The organism is Actinomadura meyerae (genome assembly GCF_900188445.1).
Classification (GTDB): Bacteria; Actinomycetota; Actinomycetes; order Streptosporangiales; family Streptosporangiaceae; genus Spirillospora; species Spirillospora meyerae.
The window spans coordinates 1-18,118 of record NZ_FZOR01000010.1 but is presented as its reverse complement, the minus strand read 5'-3'; the positions used below and the strand labels follow the sequence as shown (position 1 = coordinate 18,118).

Here is an 18,118-nt window from a genome sequence, read left to right as displayed (position 1 = left end):
CCAGGGAGAAAAACCACAACCGGCCCGCTCAGGACGGACCCTCCCAACGCGCCCGCCCCATGTCGACCCGCACGCCGTCCGGGCGCAGCGGCGTCCCCTCCTCGCGGTAGTGCTCGTGGGCGCGGCGCTCGTGGCAGCGCGGCGGGCCGCCGTCGGCGCGGACGACCCGCCACCACGGGACGCCGCCGCCGTACAGCGACATGACCCGGCCGACCTGCCGCGGCCCGCCGCGCCCGACCAGCTCGGCGATGTCGCCGTAGGACAGGACGCGGCCCGGGGGGATGCTCTCCACCGCGTCCAGCACCGCCTCGGCGTACTCGTCGGGTTCGACGTCAGGTTCGAACGGCATCCGACGATTCTCCCGGATCGCGCGGCGCGCCGCGCAGGAACACCGCCGACCCCGCCAGGCCGAACAGCGCCACCGCGCAAACCAGCACGTAGGCGAGGACGAGCCCGCCCGACCGGCGCACCGCCTGGACGGGCCGGACGGGGCCGTCCGCGAACCGGCGGCCGGCCGGCAGCCCGGCGCCGCTCATCCGGGCGCGGGCGAGCCCGTCGGAGGCGGCCAGCGCGGCGGCGGCGTCCACCGTCCCGAACCCGACGCCCCGGTCGTAGCCGCGCGCCGGCCGGTTCCGGGTGCTCGCCGTGATCGCCTGCGTGACGAGCGCGGGGGCGAGGCCCGGATGCCGGGACCTGATCAGCGCGGCGACGCCGGACACGAACGCGGTCGCGGGGCTCGTGCCGTCCCCGACCCAGTACCGCCCGTCCGGGCCCGCGCCGATGACCTGCACGCCGGGCGCCGACACGACCACGCCGGAGTTGCGGTTGGAGAACCCGGCGTGCCGCCCGCGCGCGTCCACGGCGGCGACGGAGATGACGCCCGGGAACGACGCCGGGTAGAAGTACTTCGCGGACGCGCGGCCCCTCCCCTTCACGCCTCCCGGGCTGCCCTCGGCGCCGCTGTTGCCGGCCGCGGCGACCACGACGACGTTGCGGCGGATCGCGTAGGCGACGGCGTCGCGCTCGGCCGCCGTCGGGTACGAGCGGCCCAGCGAGAGGTTGATCACGTCGGCGCCGTGGTCGACCGCGTACCGGATGCCGTCCGCGATCGTCCCGGCGAAGCGCTCGGCGCCGGTGAACTCCGCGAAGCCCGGCTCGTCGCGCTCCAGGATGACCCGCAGCGACAGCAGCCGCGCCTCGGGCGCGACGCCGACCATCCCCAGCGCGCGGCCGGGCCCGTGGCCGTGCCCGGCGATGATGGACGCCATGTTGGTGCCGTGCAGCCGCTTCGGCCGGGCGCCCGCCGGGCCGGCGCCGCGGGTGAGGTCGGGGCCCACGGTGACCGATCCCGCCAGGTCGGCCTGGTCGGCGTCCACCCCCGAGTCGAGGACGGCGACGGTCACCCCGCCGCCCTTCGCCATCGTCCACGCCCGCGGGACGTTGAGGGATTCCAGAACGGGCGTCACGGCGTTCCGCACGCTGTCGGCACGGGCCGCGGCGGCGGGCGCGGGGACGGCGACGAGCACGGCCCCGGCCGCGGCCAGCGCGGCGGCGAGGCGCCTCAGCACCGCCACTCCCGGTCGCCGCAGCGGACCTCGGCCGGCGCGGCCAGCGGGTCGAGGACGCCGCGCACCAGCTGCGGCGCCAGCTCGGCGAGGTCGGCGAGCGGGCCGCGCAGCGCGGGCCGCCCGTCGGCGTACCCGGCGGTCGCGGCGACCACGTACGGGCCGCGCTGCGCGGCGGCGGACGCCTGCCGGGCCGCGTCGCCGAACCGGGCGGCGACCGACCCCGCGAACGGCAGGGCCCGCAGGCCGGGGCGGGGAGCGCCGTCCGGGAACCACTGGACGGCCTCGCGCGCGGACCGCTCGTCCGGGAACACCGCGACCCCGACGGTCACCGCGAGCCCCTGCGTCTGGTCGAGGTAGGTGGCGCGGAGCACGGCGCGGCAGCCGCGGACCGCGAGCGAACGGGCGAGCGCGTCGTCGGCGGCCGGCGCGCAGCGGGTGTCGGTGCCGATCCCGACCCGCCGCGCCGTGGCCGGGGACGACTGGCCGAGCGTGTACCCGATCCCGGCGGGGAAGATCCGCCCGGCGGGCCACGCGCGGTACCGGCCGGCGACCTCGGCGGCCGCCGCGGCGGCGCGCTCGGCGGGCGTCGGGCCGCGGGTCAGCTCCGCCGACAGCCGCACCGCGGCGACGACGAGGACGGTCGCGCACGCGGACGCCGCGACCAGCGCCGCCGTCCGGCGCGACACCCGCCACCATCCCGGTTCCGGCTCGGTGCCCGGGGCGGAGATCTCAGCGCGCGACACGCTGCGGAGCGTAGCCCAAACGGCGATCAGTACGGGGGCGCCGGCGACGCGCCGCGCGGCGGGGGCGGCCCCGGCGGCTCGTACGGAGGGCGCTGCGGGCCCTGCGGCCGGAGCGGCGGCCGCCCGGGCGGCCGGGCGGCCGGCTGTCCGGGAGGTCCCGCGGGACCGGGCGGCGCGCCGCCCGCGGGCTTCGGGTGGCGGCGCCGGAACGCCAGGGCGATCCCGCCCCCGCCGGCGGCCCCGCCGATGCCGAGCACCAGGATCACGCCGATGACCCAGCGGACCCAGGCGGGGTGGTCGATGATGGGCACCGGCCCCGGGTCCTCCGCGCCGAACCGCTGCCCGGTGGGCTTGCCCTTCGCGGACCCCTGCGGGGTGGCCGCGAGCGAGTCCGCCGCCGACAGGGCGCGGGCGGCGTGCACCTCGCCGAACCCGATCTCCGGGTCGTAGCCGTCCTTCGACGCCCCGCGGGCGCTCTGCACCAGCGCCTGCGACACCAGCGCGGGCGCCATGTCCGGGTGCTTGGCGCGGATCAGCGCGGCGACGCCGGACACGACCGCGCTGGCGTCGCTGGTGCCGGAGCTGACGAAGTACCGGCCGCCGGGGCCGGCGACGGGCAGCCCGGCGCCCGGCGCGGACAGCACCACCGAGTAGTTGCGGTTGGAGAACGGCGCGCGCGCGTGGCCGGCCGTCGTCGCCGCGACCGCGATGACGCCGGGATAGGACGCCGGGTAGGAGTACGGCGCGAACCCGTCGTCGTCCAGCAGGCGCTGCTCGTCGCCGTCGTTGCCGACCGCCGACACCACCACCACGCCCTTGCCGATGGCGTAGCCGACCGCCTCGCGCTCCTCGGGCGTCTCGTCCTCGCGGCCGAGCGAGAGGTTGATGACGTCGGCGCCGTGGTCGGCGGCGTAGCGGATGCCGCGCGCCACCGACGTCTCCGCCTGCTCCGACGTCCGGTAGCGGGCGTAGCTGGCGTCCTCCGGCTCGCCGATCGCGCGGATGGCGAGGATGCGGGCCTGCGGGGCGATCCCGATGATCCCGGAGCCGCCGCCGGGGCCGTGCCCCTGCCCGGCGATCAGCGACGCCATCCCGGTGCCGTGCAGCCGCGCGGGGGTGCTGCCGCCGTCGACCTTGGCGAGCATGTTGGGCCCGGTGGTGACCTTGCCGCGCAGATCCGCCTGGTTCGGGTCGACGCCGGAGTCCACGACGGCGACCGTCACCCCCGCGCCCTTGGTGACCTTCCAGGCGGCGTCCATGCCGAGGATGTTCAGGATGGGGCGCTGCCGGTCGCGGACCTCGTCCGCGTGCGCCGGGGCGGGCGGCAGCCAGCTCCCCGCCAGCGCCGCCACCGCGATGGCCGCGGCCGTCCGCGCGCGCGTCAGCATTCCCACTCCGGGTCGTCGCAGTCGGGCAGCGCCTTGGTGGCCAGCGCCCGCGCGACCGCGTGGCCGAGTTGCGGCGCGAGGGCGAACGGGTCGCCGGGCCGCGCCTTCTTGATCGCGGACGCGGGCCGGCCGTCCGCCTGCCCGGCCGCGGTCAGCACGACGTAGGGGCCGCCGCGGTCGATCGTCCGGTCCTGCCGGGCCTCGTCGGTGAACCGGGCGGACGCCGTGCCCGGGAACGCGGCGGCGTGCAGCGCGGGCGCCACCGAGCGGGAGCCGTCGCCCGGGCCCTGCGAGCCGGGCAGCTCCTTGAACGCGCGGTCGGCCTTCCAGGGGTCGGGGAACGCGACCACCCCGACGGTGACGACGACGCCCTGCAACTGGTCGGTGTACGTGGCGCGGAGGACGGCCTTGCAGCCGTACTTGGCGAGCGTGCCGGCCATCTCCTCGTCCACCGCCTGGGCGCAGTCGGTGTCGGGGACGATGCCGGTGCGGGACGCGTACTCGCTGTGGTTGCCGCCGGGGCGGTAGGGGATCTTGTCGGGGAAGATGCGGCTCGCGGGCCACGCCTCCCAGCGCTGCGCCACCTCCCTGTTCGCGGCCGTCTGCAGCTCCGCGGTGGTGGGCTCGCGGTTGATGGTCGTCCAGGCGCCGACCATGGCGAAGGCCGTGGTGCAGAAGTAGCAGCAGCCGACGACGAGGGCCACGACCATCCACTGGCGCCCGGTCAGCCCGAGGACCGCGGGCCGGCCGGGCGGCGGCGGAGGCCGCGGCGGGCCCGCGTACGGGGGCCCCGGAGGACCGGCGTACGGGGGACGCGGCGGAAGCGGCGGCTGCTGGGAGGGAGGCGGGAATGCCACAACAGTCAAGATTAACTGTGTTTTACGACAATCCACCTGTCATTGCGTCGAGTACACCGCCGCGTCCGGTCCCGCGGCAGCGGAAAGCCCCTCCGCGGAGGGGCTTCCACCTGCGGGGACGTCAGGACGACGTCAGGACCCGGTGCCGAACGTGTTGCGCGCCTCCTGGGCGGCGTCCTTGGCCTTCTCACCGACCTGCTTGGTGCCGCCGGCCGCCTGGTCCTTGCGGCCCTCGGCCTCCATGGACCGGTCGCCGGACTGCCGTCCGGCCTCTTCCTTGCCGTGTCCCATGGCCTTCTGAGTCTTGTTCTTGAGCTTGTCGATGAAGCTCATGGTTGCACCTCCCGTGTGTTGGGCGACCCATGCCCGTTACAGGACGGCCCATGCGCCTCCCTTGACCGCGCGTGCCGGCGGGCACGGATCGCCCGCCTGCGCGTTCCGGGGACGGCGCCTGCGGGGAATGCGGGCGGACGTGGCAAGGTTGTGCGGTGAGAGGAGGGGGCCGCCCCGCCTCTCCAACAGCCGAGCGTCAGCACAGGAGCACCCACCGTGTCGTTGCCACCTCTGGTCGAGCCCGCAGCGGAGCTCACCCGCGACGAGGTCAACCGCTACTCGCGGCACCTGATCATCCCCGACGTGGGCATGTCCGGGCAGAAGCGCCTCAAGAACGCGAAGGTCCTGGTCGTGGGCGCCGGCGGGCTCGGCTCCCCCGCGCTGCTCTACCTCGCCGCCGCCGGGGTGGGCACCCTCGGCGTCATCGACTTCGACGTCGTCGACGAGTCCAACCTGCAGCGGCAGATCATCCACCGGCAGTCGTCCCTCGGCAAGCCGAAGGTCGAGTCGGCCGCCGAGACCGTCCGTGAGGTCAACCCGCTGATCGACGTGGTGGTGCACAACACCGCGCTCGACCGCGACAACATCATGGACATCTTCTCCCAGTACGACCTCATCCTCGACGGCACCGACAACTTCGCCACCCGCTACATGGTGAACGACGCCGCCGTGCTGCTCGGCAAGCCGTACGTGTGGGGGTCGATCTACCGGTTCGACGGCCAGGCGTCGGTGTTCTGGGCCGAGCACGGCCCCTGCTACCGGTGCCTCTACCCCGAGCCGCCGCCGCCCGGCATGGTGCCGTCGTGCGCCGAGGGCGGGGTGCTCGGCGTGCTGTGCGCGTCCATCGGCTCGATCCAGGTCAACGAGGCCATCAAGCTGCTGGCCGGCATCGGCGAGCCGCTCGTCGGCCGCCTGATGATCTACGACGCGCTGGAGATGACGTACCGCTCGGTCAAGGTCCGCAAGGACCCCGAGTGCCCGCTGTGCGGCAAGAACCCGACGCAGACCGAGCTGCTGGAGGACTACGAGGCCTTCTGCGGCGCCGTCTCCGACGAGGCCGCCGAGGCCGTCAAGGACTCCACGATCACCGTCCACGACCTCAAGGGCATGCAGGACCGCGGCGAGGACATCTTCCTCGTGGACGTCCGCGAGCCCAACGAGTACGAGATCGTCTCGATCCCGGGCGCGACGCTCATCCCGAAGGGCGAGTTCCTGAACGGCTCCGCCCTGGAGCGGCTGCCGCAGGACAAGAAGATCGTCCTGCACTGCAAGTCGGGCGTCCGCTCCGCCGAGGCCCTCGCGGTCGTGAAGAGCGCCGGCTTCGCCGACGCCGTCCACGTCGGCGGCGGCGTCCTGGCCTGGGTCAACCAGATCGACCCCAGCCAGCCGTCCTACTGACGCGAACCCACTGACGCGAACCCACTGACACGAACCGGAGGCCCCCGCACCCGCCAGGGTCCGGGGGCCTCCGCATGCCCGCCGCCCGCCCCGGCCGGATTCAGGCGTCCGACGGGGGGCGGTAGGTGAGGCCGATCTGGGGGCTGACCTCGGCGAGCATCAGCTCGAACATGGGCTCGGCGTCCTCCAGGGCGAACTCCAGGTGGCCGAAGACCTCCAGGCTGACCCCGCCCTGGAGCCGGATCCAGCACTTCAGGAACTGCTGGATGACGCCGAGCGGCAGGTCGACGCCGACGACGTCGTCGCGGTAGCGGCGCAGCTGCGGCAGCAGGACGGGGTCGATCTCGTCGTCGGAGGGGACCGGGAACGGGCTCTTGTTCCACAGCTCCAGGAACAGGGCCATGAACGTCCAGCCGAACTGGCGGGCGCACTCCTCGGCGAAGTCGATCTCCTCCTGGTGGCCGGTGCCGCGCACGGGCGCGCCGAACAGCAGCGCGTACTCGCGGGGGTGCGCGAGGGACCAGGTCCGGAACCGGCGGGACACCACCAGGAACTTGCCGCTCATGTCGTCGTGCGGGACGTCCTTCAGCGCGGCCTGCAGCTCGCCCGTCAGCTCGCTGAACAGGTCGCCGACCAGGTGGCGCAGCAGTTCGTTGTGGCTGCCGAAGTAGCGGTAGAGCGCCGGCGCGGTCATGCCCATCTCGCGGGCGATCGCGCGCAGCGTCACCGCCTCGGCGCCCTCCTCGACGAGGATCCGCCGGGCGGTCTCGGTGATCTCCCGGACCGTCGCCGCACGCAGCCGATCACGCCGTGTCTCCACTGAGCCGCCCTCTTCTCCCGGTGCTTCCGCCGTCCGTCGCATGATTCCCCAGAAACACCCTTGACGAAAGCTAACGCTGTATGCGAAGTTAACGCTGTTTGCAGCTTACACCGTTTACTTCCGTGATGGATAGTAGCGAGACAGGGGAGCGGGTCATGTTCGAGCGATGGGGACGGTGGGTCCACCGGCGGCGCCGGTGGGTCCTCGGGGCGGCCGGCGCCGTGCTGGTCTTCGCCGGCGTCTGGGGGACGGGCGTGTTCGGCGCGCTGACCTCCGCCGGCGGGTTCGACACGCCGGGCAGCGAGAGCGCGCGGGCCGCGCAGGTCGCCGAGCGCGACCTCGGCCGGGACGAGGCGGACGTCGTGGTCCTGTATCAGGGGCGGACCACGGTGGACGACCCGTCCTACCGGGCGTCGGTCGAGCGGGCGCTGGCCGCGCTGCCGCAGGAGAAGATCGCTTCGGTCGACACCTACTGGACGACCGGTGCTCCGCAGCTCGTGAGCGGCGACCGCACGGCCACCTACGCGGTCCTGCGGCTCGCGGGCGCCGACGCGGGTGCGCGGAGCGACAACTACGCCGACATCAAGGACGACCTGACCGAGGTCGGCGGCGGGCTCACCGCCAAGGTCGGCGGGGCGGTCGGCACCGAGACCGCGATCAACGACCGGGTCTCGTCCGACATCGGGCGGGCCGAGGCCATGGCGATGCCGGTGCTGCTCGTGCTGCTGGTGCTGATCTTCGGCGGGCTGGTGTCGGCGAGCCTGCCGATGCTGATCGGCGGCATCGCGATCCTCGGCTCGTTCACCGCGCTGCACGCGCTGACCTACGTCACCGACGTGTCGATCTTCGCGGTGAACATCACCACCTTCCTCGGACTCGGCCTCGCGATCGACTACGGGCTGTTCATGGTCAGCCGCTTCCGCGAGGAGGTCCGGCGGGACGGCGCCTCGGTCGAGGACGCCGTGGCCGCGACGATGGCCACGGCCGGGCGGACGGTCGCCGTGTCCGGGATCACCGTGGCGGTGTCGCTGTCGGGGCTGCTGCTGTTCGACCAGAACTTCCTGGTCTCGATGGGCTACGGCGGCATCGCCACCGTCTTCGTCTGCATGATCGGCGCGCTGACCGTGCTGCCGGCGCTGCTCGCCGTCCTCGGCACGAAGGTCGACGCCCTCTCCGTCCGCCGGCGCCGCGCGAAGGCGCCCGCCGGGCAGGACGGCCGGTGGGGGCGGCTCGCGCACAGCGTCATGCGCCGCCCGGTCGTCTACGTCGTCGCCACGGTGGCGCTGCTGCTCGCGCTCGGCGCGCCCTTCCTGCACATCAACTGGGGCGGGGTCGACGCCAGGGTCATGCCGGAGAACGCCGACGCGCGGGTCGTCGCGGAGACGCTGGACACGCGTTTCCCGCGCAACGCGACCAACCCGATGGAGGCCGTGGTGACCGGGACGTCCGACCAGGCGGCGATCCGGGCCTACCAGGACCGCCTGGCGGCGGTGCCGGGGGTGACGGACGCGGCGGTGACCGGCGCGAAGGGCACCACGGCGCGGATCGCGCTGCGCTACTCCGCCGACCCCGACTCCGACGCCGCGCGCCGGCTCGTGCGCGACATCCGGGACGTCCCGCCGCCGCCGGGCGCGGAGGCCCTGGTGGGCGGCACGACCGCGGACGTCGTCGACCAGCTCGACAGCATCGGCCGGACCCTGCCCTGGCTCGCGGTCCTGGTGGGCGGCGCGACGTTCGTCCTGCTGTTCCTGGCCTTCGGGTCGGTGCTCCTGCCGCTGAAGGCGATCGTGATGAACACCCTGTCGCTGTCGGCCACCTTCGGCGCCGTCGTGCTGATCTTCCAGGACGGGCACCTGTCCGGCCTGCTGGACTTCACCGCCACCGGCTCGATCTCCCCGGCGATGCCCATCCTGATGCTCGCCATGCTGTTCGGCATCTCGATGGACTACGAGGTCTTCCTGCTGTCGCGGGTCCGCGAGCAGTACGACCTGACCGGCTCCAACACCGCCGCCGTCGCCGCCGGCATGGCGCGCACCGGGTCGATCATCACCAGCGCGGCGCTGCTGTTCATCGTCGTGATCGGCGCGTTCGCCACCTCCGGCATCACGTTCATCAAGATGACCGGCCTCGGCATGGCCATCGCCATCGCCATGGACGCGACGATCGTGCGGGCCCTGCTCGTCCCGGCCGCGATGCGGCTGATGGGCCGCGCGAACTGGTGGGCCCCCGGCCCGCTCGCCCGGCTCTACGGCAAGTACGGCATCCGCGAAGGCGACGCTCCCGCCGAACGGCGGCCGGAGCTCGAACCGGTCGGCTGAGCCCGAACCGCTCGCCCGGATCCGGGCGGGCCGCTTCGGTGGCCGGTGGTCGCGACCACCGGCCACTGAATCGTGTCAAAGCAGTACAAAACGGTGTTTACCCTGCTTGACGTAGCACCGGGCGGGCGGGCGGGGAGCGGCGGATGTTCGAGCGATGGGGCCGGTGGGTCCACCGGCGGCGCCGCTGGGTCCTGGCGGCCGCCGGCGCCGCCCTCGTCTTCGCGGGCGTGTGGGGAACGGGCGTGTTCGGCGCGCTGTCCTCGGCCGGCGGCTTCGAGACGCCCGGAAGCGAGAGCACCCGCGCCACCCGGATCGCCGAGCAGGCCCTCGGGCGGGACACGGCCGACGTGGTGGTCCTCTACCAGGGCGGGCGCACGGTCGACGATCCGTCCTACCGGGCGTCGGTCGAGCGGGCGCTCGGCGCCCTGCCGCCGGACAAGGTCGCCTCGGTCGACACCTACTGGACGACCAGGGCTCCGCAGCTCGTCAGCGGCGACCGCACGTCCACCTACGCCGTGCTGGAGCTGGCGGGCGCCGACGAGGCCGCGCGGGCGGACTCCTACCAGGCGATCAAGGACGAGCTGGCCGAGGTCGGCGGCGGCCTCACCGCGAAGGCCGGCGGGCCGGTCGCGACCTCGGCCGCCATCGACGAGCGCGTCACCGCCGACATCACCCGCGCCGAGGCCATCGCGATGCCCGTGCTGCTCGTCCTGCTCGTGCTGATCTTCGGCGGGCTGGTCGCGGCGAGCCTGCCGCTGCTGGTCGGCGGCTTCGCCATCCTCGGCTCGTTCACCGCGCTGCACGCGCTGGCGTACGCGACCGATGTGTCGATCTTCGCGGTGAACATCACCACCTTCCTCGGGCTCGGCCTCGCGATCGACTACGGGCTGTTCGTCGTGAGCCGCTTCCGGGAGGAGCTCAGGCGCGACGGCGCCTCCCCCGAGGACGCCCTGGCCGCGACGATGAGCACCGCGGGCCGCACCGTCGCGGTGTCGGGCGTCACGGTCGCGATCTCGCTGTCCGGGCTGCTCCTGTTCGATCAGAACTTCCTGGTCTCGATGGGCTACGGCGGCATCGCCACCGTCTTCGTCTGCATGGTCGGCGCGCTGACCGTGCTGCCGGCGGTGCTCGCCGTCCTCGGCCCGAAGGTCGACGCGCTGCCGCTGCTGCGCCGGCGGGAGACGTCCCGGGGCTGGTGGGGGCGGCTCGCGCACAGCGTCATGCGCCGCCCGGTCGTCTACGCCGTCGCGACGGTGGCGCTGCTGCTGGCGCTGGGCGTCCCGTTCCTGCGCATCAACTGGGGCGGAGTCGACGCCGCCGCGCTGCCCGCCGGCACCGACGCCCGCGCCGTCGCCGAGGCCCTGGACGCGAACTTCCCCCGCAACGCCACCACCCCGGTCGACGCGATCGTCACGGGAACGTCCGACCGGGCCGCGATCGACGCGTTCACCGACCGCCTGGCCGCGCTGCCCGGCGCCGCCGAGGCCACCGTCACCGGCGCCGAGGGCTCGACGACGCGGATCGCCGTCCGCTACGACGCCGCCCCCTACTCCGACACCGCCCGCGACCTCGTGCGGGAGGTGCGCGACGCCGCGGCGCCGCCGGGCGCGCAGGTCCACGTGGGCGGCGCCACCGCCGACGTGGTGGACGAGGTCGGCGGGCTCGGCGGCACCCTGCCGTGGCTGGGGCTGCTGGTCGGGGGCGCGACGTTCCTGCTGCTGTTCCTGGCGTTCGGGTCGGTGGTGCTGCCGCTGAAGGCGATCGTGATGAACGTGCTGTCGCTGTCGGCCACCTTCGGCGCCGTCGTCCTGGTCTTCCAGGACGGGCACCTGTCCGGCCTGCTCGGCTTCACGCCGCTGAGCGCCATCGCGCCCGCCATGCCGATCCTGATGCTGGTGATGCTGTTCGGCATCTCGATGGACTACGAGGTCTTCCTGCTGTCGCGGGTCCGCGAGCAGTACGACCTGACCGGCTCCAACACCGCCGCCGTCGCCGCCGGCATGCAGCGCACCGGCGGGATCATCACCAGCGCGGCGCTGCTGTTCATCGTCGTGATCGGCGCGTTCGCCACCTCCGGCATCACGATGATCAAGATGGTGGGGGTCGGGATGGCGGTCGCGGTGCTGCTGGACGCGACGATCGTGCGGGCGCTGCTCGTCCCCGCGGCGATGCGGCTGATGGGCCGCGCGAACTGGTGGGCGCCCGGACCTCTGGCGCGCCTCTACGGCAGGTACGGAATCCGTGAAGCGCCGGTCACCAATCCGCGGAAACCGCTTGTGGTCCCCCTCGAGGCGGCGCGAGACTGAACGGCATTCCACCGGCACCGGCTCGCGTGACGCGTACCGCGACGGCTCCCGTCCGGCGGATCCCATTCCACAAGCGCACGGATGTCCTTGGGGAGGCACCATGTCCACGCATGCGATCATCGACGCCGAGGCGGAGCTCGAGCACCTGGAGCGGCTCACCGGCGCCCTGCGGGCCGCGGGCTGGTCGGTCGAGGTGACCGCGCCCGCCGGCCGCCGCCCGTCCGCGCTCGTCGCCGACCCGCGCATGCGCCGGATCAACGAGAGCGTCATCGCGGCGCCCGAGGGAACCGGCGGCGGCTCCTGGGCCTACTTCTACGGCTGGGGCGAGCGGATCGGGCCGTGCTCCGACCCGTCCGGCGCCGCGGCGGTGCTCGGCCGCGTCCTCACCGCCCGCCGCGACAACTGAGCACCGCCCGCCGCGACGAGTGAAGACCTCTCCGAAGGGTCAGGCCGACTTGCGGCTCCGGCTCTTCGCGGGCTCCTTCTTCGCGCCGGACTTCGCCGGCGACTTGCGTGCGGCGGGCTTCTTGGCGGCCCCCCGGCCGGACGCCGCCTTGCCGTCCTTCTCGCCGCGGCTCTTCTTGGCGGCCTCGACGCTGGCGCGCAGGGCGCTGAGCAGGTCGGCGGCGGGCTCCTCCTCGGCCTCCTCCGGCCGGGTGACCTCCCGGCCCTCCACCTTGGCGTCGATGACCGCCTGGAGCGCCTCGCGGTAGGCGTCCTTGTACTCCGACGGGTCGAACTCGCCCTCCATCGACTCGATCAGCGACGTGGCCATCGACAGCTCCTGCTTGCGGATCTCGATGTCCTCGTCCAGGAACGGGAAGTCCGGGGTGCGGACCTCGTCCGGCCAGAGCATCGTCTCCAGCACGAACACGCCGTTGCGGACGCGCAGCGTGGCGAGCGACTCGCGCTGCCGCAGGGCGATCTTCACGACCGCGACCTGCCCGGAGTTCTCCAGCGCGTCGCGCAGCAGCACGTACGGCTTGGCGCCCTGCGCGTCCGGCTCCAGGTAGTAGGACTTCGCGAAGTAGATCGGGTCGACCTCCTCCTGCTCCACGAACTGCAGGACGTCGATCCGGCGGCTCGACGACAGCGGCAGCTCGGCGAAGTCCTCGTCGGTGAGGATGACCATCTCGCCGGACGGCAGCTCGTACCCCTTGGCGATGTCGGAGTACGGCACCTCCTCGCCGTCGATCTGGCAGACGCGCTTGTACTTGATGCGGCCGCCGTCCTTCCGGTGCACCTGGTGGAAGCTGACGTCCCTCTGCTCGGTCGCCGAATAGAGCTTCACCGGTATGGTCACCAGCCCGAACGAGATCGCGCCCTTCCAGATACTCCGCATGCTCCGTCCTTACCCCGCGCGATCCGGCTCCTAGCGTCGCAACCTCCCGTGATTTGCGCCAGAACGAGCCGTTGATCCTTTTCTGCGGGGCGGGACCGGGTAAGACGCGTACATGACCATGCCGTGGCCCGTTGAGCCCATGATGGCCGCCACCGGGGAGCTGCCCCCCGACGGCGAGCACTGGGGCCTGGAGCTGAAGTGGGACGGGGTCCGCGTCCTGGCGCACGTCTCCGCGGACGGCGTGCGGGCCGGCGGGCGGCGCGGCGGCGACGTGACCGGGCGGTACCCGGAGCTGTCCGCCCTGGCCGACCTGCTGCCCGACCACGACGTCGTGCTGGACGGCGAGGTCGTCGCCTTCGACGCGGGGCGGCCGAGCTTCGAGCGCCTCCAGCGGCGGATGCACGTCGAGCACCCCGACGCCCGGCTGATCCGCCTCGTCCCCGTCCGGTACGTCGTCTTCGACGTGCTGTACCTGGACGGGCACCTCCTCTACGACCTGCCGTACACCGACCGCCGGTCGCTGCTGGCCGACCTGGACCTGGCCGGAACCGGTCCCGTGGAGGTCCCCCCGTACCTGCACGGCGCGGACGCCACGCAGGTGCGCGAGTTACTCGCCTTCACCCGCGAGCAGCGTCTGGAGGGCGTCCTCGCCAAGCGGCTCGACTCCCCGTACCGGCCGGGACGCCGCGTCGACTTCTGGCGCAAGGTGAAGAACTTCATGACGCGCGAGGTCGTCATCTGCGGGTGGAAGCCCGGCAAGGGACGCCGGGAGGGCGGAGTGGGCTCGCTGCTCCTCGGCGAGTACGACGTGAAGGGCATGCTGGGCTTCGTCGGCCACGTCGGCACGGGCTTCACCGACCGCGCCCTGGACGAGCTGTACGAGACCCTGTGGCCGCTGCGCCGCCCCACGAGCCCCTACGACGAGGCCGTCCCGCGCGAGTTCGCCAAAGACGCGCAATGGGTTGAGCCACTGCTCGTCGGGGAGGTCGCCTACAGCGCCCGCACCCGGGACGGCCGCCTCCGCTTCCCGTCCTGGCGGGGCCTGCGTGACGACAAAGACCCCCTGGAGGTCACGAGTGAGCAGTAGACCGGCGCGCGCCGAACCCTCCGGAGGCGACGCGTGAGCGGCGAGAAGACGACCGTGGAAGTGGACGGGCGGCAGCTCTCGCTGTCCAACCTCGACAAGACCCTCTACCCGGAGTTCACCAAGGGCGAGGTCATCGACTACTACGCGCGCATCGCCCCGGTGATGCTGCCGCACCTGAAGGACCGGGCCGCCACCCGGATCCGCTGGCCGGACGGCGTCGACGGCGGCAAGTTCTACGAGAAGAACGCGCCGTCCCACACCCCGGACTGGATCCGCACCGCGACCGTGCCGAGCCCCGGCAGCACCCGGGGCCGCGAGACGGTCGACTACATCGTGGTCGACGACCTGCCCACGCTCGTGTGGTGCGCGAACCTCGCGGCCCTGGAACTGCACATCCCGCAGTGGAAGGTGGGGCCGCGCGGCAAGGTGCACGCCCCCGACCTCCTCGTCTTCGACCTCGACCCGGGCCCGCCCGCGACGGTCATCGAGGCGTGCAAGGTGGCGCTGCTGCTGGAGGAGCTGCTCGGCGAGGACGGCCTGGAGGCGTACCCGAAGACCAGCGGCAAGAAGGGCCTGCACATCTACGTCCCCGTCAAGGAGCCGAAGGAGGCCGAGCAGACCTCGCGGTACGCCAAGGGCATCGCGGAGCGTCTCGCCATGGAGCACCCCGACCTCGTCGTGGCGAAGATGGAGAAGCGCCTGCGCAAGGGCAAGGTCTTCGTCGACTGGAGCCAGAACAACCCGGCGAAGACGACCGTCGCGCCGTACTCCCTGCGCGCGGCGAGCCGCCCGTCCGTCTCGACGCCCGTCACCTGGGACGAGCTCGAATACTGCGAGGACGCCGCCGACCTCGTCTTCTCCCCCGCCGAGGTGCTGGACCGAGTGGACGAGCACGGCGACCTCCTGGAGCCGATCCTGAAGGACCACCGGCCGCTGCCCTGAGAATCCCGCCCCGATTCGCATGCCCTATGTGTTCGAACCGGCACGCTCCGGGACCGGATCCGCCACCATGGACGCGGGGACACCGAGCGGGGCGGAAGGAAGAGCAGTGTCGCAGAACCACCACTACGACGCCGTGGTCCTCGGCGGCGGGACGGCGGGGGAACTGGTCGCGGCGGGGCTCGCCCGCGCCGGCCGGGACGTCGCCCTCGTCGAGGACCGCCTGGTCGGCGGGGAGTCGCCGTACTTCGCGTGCGTGCCGTCCAAGTCGCTGCTGGCGTCGGCGCGGCGCGGGGAGACCTGGGAGATGGCGCTGGCGCGCCGCGACGAGCTGGCCGGGCGGCGGGGCGATCCCGCCGGGCACCGCGGCGACGATCCGGCCGTCGCGCGGATGGCCGAGGCCGGCGTCACCGTGCTGCGCGGCCGGGGCCGCGTCCTCGAACCGGGGCGCGTCGAGGTGGACGGGGCGGTGCACGGCTACGGCGACCTCGTCGTCTGCACCGGCAGCGAGCCGGTGATCCCGCCCGTCGAGGGGCTCGCCGACGTCCCGCTGTGGACGAGCGCGGAGGCGCTGTCGGTGCCCGACCTGCCGCGCCGGCTGGTGATCCTCGGCGGCGGCCCGGTCGGCTGCGAGCTGGCCCAGGTGTACGCCGCGTTCGGGTCGCAGGTCGCGGTCGTGGAGGCGTCCGGCCGGCTGCTGACCGCGGAGGCGCCGTTCGCGGGCGAGGTGATCGCCGACGCGCTGCGCCGGATGGGCGTCGACCTGCGGCTCGGCGCCGCCGTCGGCAACGTCGAGCGCAAGGACGTCGGCGTGCGGCTCTGGCTGTCGGACGGCGGGACGCTCGACGCCGACCGCGTCCTCGTCGCCGCGGGGCGCCGGCCCCGCGTGGCGGGCCTCGGGCTGGAGGGCCTCGGCGTCGCCCTCTCCCCCGGCGAAGGCATCCCCGTGGATGAGACCTGCCGGGTGCCGGCCCGTACGGGGGGTGTGTGGGCGGCCGGTGACGTCACGGGCATCGCCCGTACCACGCACGCCGCCCGCTACCAGGCGCAGATCGTCCTGTCGAACCTCCTCGGGCAGCGCCGGGAGGCCGACTACCGCGCGATCCCGCGCGTCGTCCACACCTCGCCCTCCGTCTATTCGGTGGGGATTTCGCCCAGGCGGGCCGCGGAACTCCGCATAGACCTCCTCACGGCCGGGTACGACCTCGCGGCGACGGCGCGGGCGACGGTGGAGGCCGACGAGCGCGGCCGCGTCGAACTGTACGCCGACCGCTCCCGCGGGCTGCTCGTCGGCGCCGCCGCGGCCGGCCGCCACGCCGAGGAGTGGATGAGCGAGATCGCTCTGGCCATCCGCGCGGAGACGCCGCTGAGCCTGCTCGCCGACGTCGTCCACCCGTTCCCGACCTACGGCGAGGCCGTCGAGGCGCCGCTGCGGGAGCTGGCTGAGCGGCTGCGCGACGCCACATCGGAGGACGGCACATCGGAGGAGGACCGAGATGAGCGAGACCGACGACCTGGACCGGCAGGCGCCCGTTGAGGCCAACGAGGCCGACGCCGCCGAGCAGCGCGCCGCGCTCGACGAGGTGGCCGACGGCCCCGTCGCCGCCCCCCTGCCGGACGAGGCGAACGAGGCCGACGCCGCCGAGCAGCGGCTCGAGGTGCCGGTCGACGAGGACGACTACGACCGGTGACCGGCGCCGGCCTCAGGCACAGGCGGGAAGGTTCTCGGACACGGCCGGGGCGGGGTGGCGACCGCCCCGGCGGGAATACACTGACCTGCGCGAAGGAACGCCGCCGCGGCGAGAATGTGCCCGACGGAGTTACCCACGCGTAGGATGGTGTGATTGTTCACACGCGGCGGACGACCCCCACCCGCCGCGACGATTCGGTGATCGGAGAGTGTGGTGACCGCGACCCCGGACGCCCGCCCCCGCGGTACGCGGCTGCCGCGGCTGGCGCGCCGCAGGCAGCTGCTCGGCGCGGCCCAGGAGGTGTTCGTCGCGCAGGGGTACCACGCTGCGGCGATGGACGAGATCGCCGAGCGCGCAGGCGTCAGCAAACCCGTGCTCTACCAGCACTTCCCGGGCAAGCTGGAGCTGTACCTGGCCCTGCTGGACGAGCACGCCGAGAACCTGGTGCGGATCGTCCGGGAGGCGCTGGAGTCCACCACGGACAACAAGCTGCGCGTCCAGGCGAGCATGCAGGCCTTCTACGACTTCGTGGCGGGCGACGGCGAGGCCTACCGGCTCGTCTTCGAGTCCGACCTGCGCAACGTGGCGCCCGTCCGGGCCCGCGTCGACCGCGCCAACCAGCAGTGCGCGGAGATGATCGCGCAGGTCATCGCCGAGGACACCAACGCCCCCGCCGAGGAGGCGCACCTGCTCGGCATGGGCCTGGTCGGCATGGCGGAGGTCAGCGCCCGGTTCTGGCTCTCCCAGCACCGCGCGATCCCGAAGGACACCGCCGAGAAGATCATCGCCCGGCTGGCCTGGCGCGGCATCTCCGGTTTCCCGCGCACGACCGACCAGGGCTGAACCGGCGCCGCACGTCCGGTCCGCGCCGCCGCCGTGCGGCCGGACCGCGGCGTTCACCCTCGGCACAACCGGCCGCCCGCGCGCCGGGTGATCTCCGTGCGACCATCGGGGGAGGGACCCGCCGGCGGTCGGCGGGACGCACACGGACGACTGGAGCAGCGCGTTGCAGGTTCGCATCGGGGTGCAGAACGTGGCCAAGGAACTCGTGGTGGAGACCTCGCAGTCGGCCGACGAGGTGACGGAGGCCCTCTCCGCGGCGCTCGACGAGCCGAACGGCGTGCTGGTCCTCAAGGACCGGCGGGCCGGGCGCGTCGTGATCCCGGCCGCCCGCGTCGGCTACCTGGAGATCGCCGAGGACGAGCAGCGCAGCGTGGGCTTCGGCTCGCAGTACGCCTGACAGTGATGATGTAGGTGAGCGCCTCCCGCTGGGGTCTGGCCCAACGCCTGACTGGCCTGGTGCCTTCAACGGGATCTGCCGACCCTGC

18 protein-coding genes are annotated in these 18,118 nt (G+C 73.6%); 10 read left to right on the top strand and 8 right to left on the bottom strand.

Annotation, left to right across the window (positions count from 1 at the left end):
- Positions 1 to 28: 28 nt before the first annotated feature.
- The 6 genes from CHF16_RS12710 to CHF16_RS12680 form a co-directional block, all read right to left on the bottom strand.
- Entirely contained in the window at positions 29 to 349 is a 321-nt protein-coding gene (locus CHF16_RS12710; RefSeq protein ID WP_089326202.1) for an MGMT family protein, read from the bottom strand.
- The gene (locus CHF16_RS40870; RefSeq protein WP_089326334.1) at positions 333 to 1,568 is read right to left on the bottom strand and encodes a S8 family serine peptidase; all 1,236 of its coding nucleotides are present in this window, start codon (positions 1,566 to 1,568) and stop codon (positions 333 to 335) included. Before CHF16_RS40870 ends, CHF16_RS12710 begins: the two co-directional genes overlap by 17 nt.
- Positions 1,562 to 2,311: a hypothetical protein gene (locus tag CHF16_RS40865; protein ID WP_143227959.1), complete on the bottom strand. Its 750-nt coding sequence runs from the start codon at positions 2,309 to 2,311 to the stop codon at positions 1,562 to 1,564. Before CHF16_RS40865 ends, CHF16_RS40870 begins: the two co-directional genes overlap by 7 nt.
- Positions 2,312 to 2,337: 26 nt before the next feature.
- On the bottom strand, positions 2,338 to 3,699 hold the full coding sequence (locus CHF16_RS12695) for a S8 family serine peptidase (RefSeq protein ID WP_089326200.1): 1,362 nt from the start codon (positions 3,697 to 3,699) through the stop codon (positions 2,338 to 2,340).
- A complete protein-coding gene (locus CHF16_RS40240) occupies positions 3,693 to 4,556 on the bottom strand; it encodes a hypothetical protein (protein WP_179271506.1) in 864 nt (287 codons plus the stop codon). Before CHF16_RS40240 ends, CHF16_RS12695 begins: the two co-directional genes overlap by 7 nt.
- 132 nt (positions 4,557 to 4,688) lie before the next feature.
- Positions 4,689 to 4,889, bottom strand: coding sequence for a CsbD family protein (locus tag CHF16_RS12680; protein ID WP_089326198.1), 201 nt, complete (start codon positions 4,887 to 4,889; stop codon positions 4,689 to 4,691).
- Between the two features lie 216 nt (positions 4,890 to 5,105).
- On the opposite strand from CHF16_RS12680, the gene moeZ reads away from it, so the two are divergent.
- Complete coding sequence (gene moeZ, locus CHF16_RS12675) at positions 5,106 to 6,287, top strand: adenylyltransferase/sulfurtransferase MoeZ (RefSeq protein WP_089326197.1); 1,182 nt, start codon at positions 5,106 to 5,108, stop codon at positions 6,285 to 6,287.
- Positions 6,288 to 6,387: 100 nt separating this feature from the next.
- On the opposite strand, the gene CHF16_RS12670 is transcribed toward moeZ, so the two are convergent.
- The gene (locus CHF16_RS12670) at positions 6,388 to 7,107 is read right to left on the bottom strand and encodes a TetR/AcrR family transcriptional regulator (protein ID WP_089326196.1); all 720 of its coding nucleotides are present in this window, start codon (positions 7,105 to 7,107) and stop codon (positions 6,388 to 6,390) included.
- A 155-nt stretch (positions 7,108 to 7,262) separates the two neighbouring features.
- Between CHF16_RS12670 and CHF16_RS12665 the strand changes: the two genes are divergently transcribed.
- The 3 genes from CHF16_RS12665 to CHF16_RS12655 all read left to right on the top strand — a co-directional run bounded on the left by CHF16_RS12665 (position 7,263) and on the right by CHF16_RS12655 (position 12,137).
- The gene (locus tag CHF16_RS12665) at positions 7,263 to 9,425 is read left to right on the top strand and encodes an MMPL family transporter (protein WP_089326195.1); all 2,163 of its coding nucleotides are present in this window, start codon (positions 7,263 to 7,265) and stop codon (positions 9,423 to 9,425) included.
- Between the two features lie 143 nt (positions 9,426 to 9,568).
- Positions 9,569 to 11,731 (top strand): MMPL family transporter, encoded by a 2,163-nt coding sequence (locus CHF16_RS12660; protein WP_089326194.1) that lies wholly within the window; start codon positions 9,569 to 9,571, stop codon positions 11,729 to 11,731.
- Positions 11,732 to 11,831: 100 nt separating this feature from the next.
- Positions 11,832 to 12,137 carry a hypothetical protein gene (locus tag CHF16_RS12655; RefSeq protein WP_089326193.1) on the top strand — a complete coding sequence of 102 codons (306 nt, stop codon included), beginning with the start codon at positions 11,832 to 11,834 and terminating at the stop codon, positions 12,135 to 12,137.
- 39 nt (positions 12,138 to 12,176) lie between these two features.
- On the opposite strand, the gene ku is transcribed toward CHF16_RS12655, so the two are convergent.
- Entirely contained in the window at positions 12,177 to 13,073 is an 897-nt protein-coding gene (ku, locus tag CHF16_RS12650; protein WP_089326192.1) for a non-homologous end joining protein Ku, read from the bottom strand.
- Positions 13,074 to 13,185: 112 nt separating this feature from the next.
- On the opposite strand from ku, the gene ligD (CHF16_RS12645) reads away from it, so the two are divergent.
- The 6 genes from ligD (CHF16_RS12645) to CHF16_RS12620 all read left to right on the top strand — a co-directional run bounded on the left by ligD (CHF16_RS12645) (position 13,186) and on the right by CHF16_RS12620 (position 18,030).
- Positions 13,186 to 14,160, top strand: a complete 975-nt coding sequence (ligD, locus tag CHF16_RS12645) for a non-homologous end-joining DNA ligase (protein WP_089326191.1) — start codon at positions 13,186 to 13,188, stop codon at positions 14,158 to 14,160.
- 33 nt (positions 14,161 to 14,193) lie between these two features.
- Positions 14,194 to 15,102, top strand: coding sequence for a non-homologous end-joining DNA ligase (ligD, locus tag CHF16_RS12640; protein ID WP_089326190.1), 909 nt, complete (start codon positions 14,194 to 14,196; stop codon positions 15,100 to 15,102).
- 106 nt (positions 15,103 to 15,208) lie between these two features.
- On the top strand, positions 15,209 to 16,636 hold the full coding sequence (locus tag CHF16_RS12635) for a dihydrolipoyl dehydrogenase family protein (protein WP_245868420.1): 1,428 nt from the start codon (positions 15,209 to 15,211) through the stop codon (positions 16,634 to 16,636).
- On the top strand, positions 16,596 to 16,790 hold the full coding sequence (locus tag CHF16_RS12630) for a hypothetical protein (RefSeq protein WP_089326189.1): 195 nt from the start codon (positions 16,596 to 16,598) through the stop codon (positions 16,788 to 16,790). Before CHF16_RS12635 ends, CHF16_RS12630 begins: the two co-directional genes overlap by 41 nt.
- Before the next feature lie 213 nt (positions 16,791 to 17,003).
- Positions 17,004 to 17,633, top strand: coding sequence for a TetR/AcrR family transcriptional regulator (locus CHF16_RS12625; protein ID WP_089326332.1), 630 nt, complete (start codon positions 17,004 to 17,006; stop codon positions 17,631 to 17,633).
- A gap of 163 nt (positions 17,634 to 17,796) precedes the next feature.
- Positions 17,797 to 18,030, top strand: coding sequence for a DUF3107 domain-containing protein (locus CHF16_RS12620; protein ID WP_089326188.1), 234 nt, complete (start codon positions 17,797 to 17,799; stop codon positions 18,028 to 18,030).
- Positions 18,031 to 18,118: the final 88 nt, after the last annotated feature.

Excerpts from the sequence above, each read along its gene's own strand:
- CHF16_RS12710 (WP_089326202.1), bottom strand. The coding sequence starts at position 349 with ATGCCGTTCGAACCTGACGTCGAACCCGACGAGTACGCCGAGGCGGTG.
- CHF16_RS12695 (WP_089326200.1), bottom strand. The coding sequence starts at position 3,699 with ATGCTGACGCGCGCGCGGACGGCCGCGGCCATCGCGGTGGCGGCGCTG.
- CHF16_RS12680 (WP_089326198.1), bottom strand. The coding sequence starts at position 4,889 with ATGAGCTTCATCGACAAGCTCAAGAACAAGACTCAGAAGGCCATGGGA.
- CHF16_RS12665 (WP_089326195.1), top strand. The coding sequence starts at position 7,263 with ATGTTCGAGCGATGGGGACGGTGGGTCCACCGGCGGCGCCGGTGGGTC.
- CHF16_RS12660 (WP_089326194.1), top strand. The coding sequence starts at position 9,569 with ATGTTCGAGCGATGGGGCCGGTGGGTCCACCGGCGGCGCCGCTGGGTC.
- CHF16_RS12655 (WP_089326193.1), top strand. The coding sequence starts at position 11,832 with ATGTCCACGCATGCGATCATCGACGCCGAGGCGGAGCTCGAGCACCTG.
- ku (WP_089326192.1), bottom strand. The coding sequence starts at position 13,073 with ATGCGGAGTATCTGGAAGGGCGCGATCTCGTTCGGGCTGGTGACCATA.
- ligD (WP_089326191.1), top strand. The coding sequence starts at position 13,186 with ATGACCATGCCGTGGCCCGTTGAGCCCATGATGGCCGCCACCGGGGAG.
- CHF16_RS12630 (WP_089326189.1), top strand. The coding sequence starts at position 16,596 with ATGAGCGAGACCGACGACCTGGACCGGCAGGCGCCCGTTGAGGCCAAC.